Origin of the sequence: Kitasatospora sp. NPDC096128, assembly GCF_040303105.1 — a bacterium.
Taxonomy (GTDB): Bacteria; Actinomycetota; Actinomycetes; order Streptomycetales; family Streptomycetaceae; genus Kitasatospora.
This window is the reverse complement of the sequence record NZ_JBEOSP010000119.1, coordinates 1-1895: the sequence shown is the minus strand read 5'-3', so window position 1 is coordinate 1895 and position 1895 is coordinate 1. Positions and strand designations below refer to the sequence as shown.

Below are 1895 nucleotides of genomic sequence, written 5' to 3'. Positions count from 1 at the left end.
GAGGGTGGTGGTGTCGCCGACTTCGCGGCCTTCGGCGATGTCGCGCAGCAGGCGGCGCATGATCTTGCCGGAGCGGGTCTTGGGGAGTTCGCCGACGACCTTGATCTGCTTGGGCTTGGCGATCGGGCCGAGGGTGCGGCCGACGTGGGCGCGCAGTTCCTCGACGAGTTCGGGGGTCTCGATGGTGGCGCCGCGCAGGATGACGAAGGCGACGATGGCCTGGCCGGTGGTGGGGTCGGTGGCGCCGACCACGGCGGACTCGGCCACGGAGGGGTGGCCGACGAGGGCGGACTCGACTTCGGTGGTGGAGATGTTGTGGCCGGAGACGAGCATGACGTCGTCGACCCGGCCGAGCAGCCAGATGTCGCCGTCCTCGTCCTTCTTGGCGCCGTCGCCGGCGAAGTAGCGCCCTTGGAAGCGGGACCAGTAGGTGTCGATGTAGCGCTGGTCGTCGCCCCAGATGGTGCGGAGCATGGACGGCCAGGGCTCGGTGAGGACGAGGTAGCCGCCGGAGCCGTCGGGGACCTCGTTGGCCTCGTCGTCGACGACGGTGGCGGCGATGCCGGGCAGGGCGCGCTGGGCGGAGCCGGGCTTGGTCTCGGTGACGCCGGGCAGGGGGCTGATCATCATGGCGCCGGTCTCGGTCTGCCACCAGGTGTCGACGATGGGGGCCTTGCCGGCGCCGATGTGCTCGCGGTACCAGATCCAGGCTTCGGGGTTGATCGGTTCGCCGACGCTGCCGAGGACCCGCAGGGAGGACAGGTCGAACTTCGCGGGGATGTCGTCGCCCCACTTCATGAAGGTGCGGATGGCGGTCGGCGCGGTGTAGAGGATCGTGACGCCGTACTTCTGGACGATCTCCCAGAATCGGCCCTGGTGGGGGGTGTCCGGGGTGCCTTCGTAGACGACCTGGGTGGCGCCGTTGGCCAGCGGGCCGTAGACGATGTAGGAGTGGCCGGTGACCCAGCCGATGTCGGCGGTGCACCAGTAGACGTCGGTGGCGGGCTTGAGGTCGAAGACGGCGTGGTGGGTGTAGGCGGCCTGGGTGAGGTAGCCGCCGGAGGTGTGCAGGATGCCCTTGGGCTTTCCGGTGGTGCCGGAGGTGTAGAGGATGAACAGCGGGTGTTCGGCCTCGTGGGCCTCGGGGGTGTGCTCGGTGGACTGGCGGGCGGTGATCTCGTGCCACCAGACGTCGCGGCCCTGGGTCCAGGCGGTGTCCTGGCCGGTGCGGCGGATCACCAGGACGTGCTCGACGCCGTCGGTCTTGGTGAGGGCCTCGTCGATGGCGGGTTTGAGGGCGGAGGGCTTGCCGCGGCGGTAGCCGCCGTCGGCGGTGATGACGAGTTTGGCCTGGGCGTCCTGGATGCGGGAGGCCACGGCGTCGGCGGAGAAGCCGCCGAAGACCACCGAGTGGGTGGCGCCGATGCGGGCGCAGGCGAGCATCGCGACGACCGCCTCGGCGATCATCGGCAGGTAGACGGCGACCCGGTCGCCCTTGCGGACGCCGAGTTCCAGCAGGGCGTTGGCGGCCTGGGAGACCTCGTCCTTGAGCTGGGCGTAGGTGATGGAGCGGCTGTCGCCGGGCTCGCCCTCGAAGTGGATGGCGACGCGGTCGCCGAGGCCGTTCTCGACGTGGCGGTCCACGCAGTTGTAGGCCACGTTGAGGCGGCCGTCGGCGAACCACTTGGCGAAGGGCGGGTTGGACCAGTCGAGGGTCTCGGTCGGCTCGACGGCCCAGCTGAGGCGGCGGGCCTGCTCGGCCCAGAAGCCCAGACGGTCCTCGGAGGCCTGAGCGTAGGCGGCCGCGGTGACGTTGGCCGCTGCGGCCAGCTCTGCCGGCGGGGCGAAACGCCGCTCCTCCTTGAGCAGGTTGGCCAGGCTCTCGTTGCTCAACG

General features: G+C 70.4%; 1 protein-coding gene. It reads right to left on the bottom strand.

Going from position 1 to position 1895, the window contains the following annotated elements; genetic code table 11:
• The coding region (gene acs / locus ABTY61_RS41825; RefSeq protein ID WP_350510493.1) for an acetate--CoA ligase at positions 1-1893 on the bottom strand (1893 nt) is incomplete at its 3' end.
• Positions 1894-1895 lie beyond the last annotated feature (2 nt).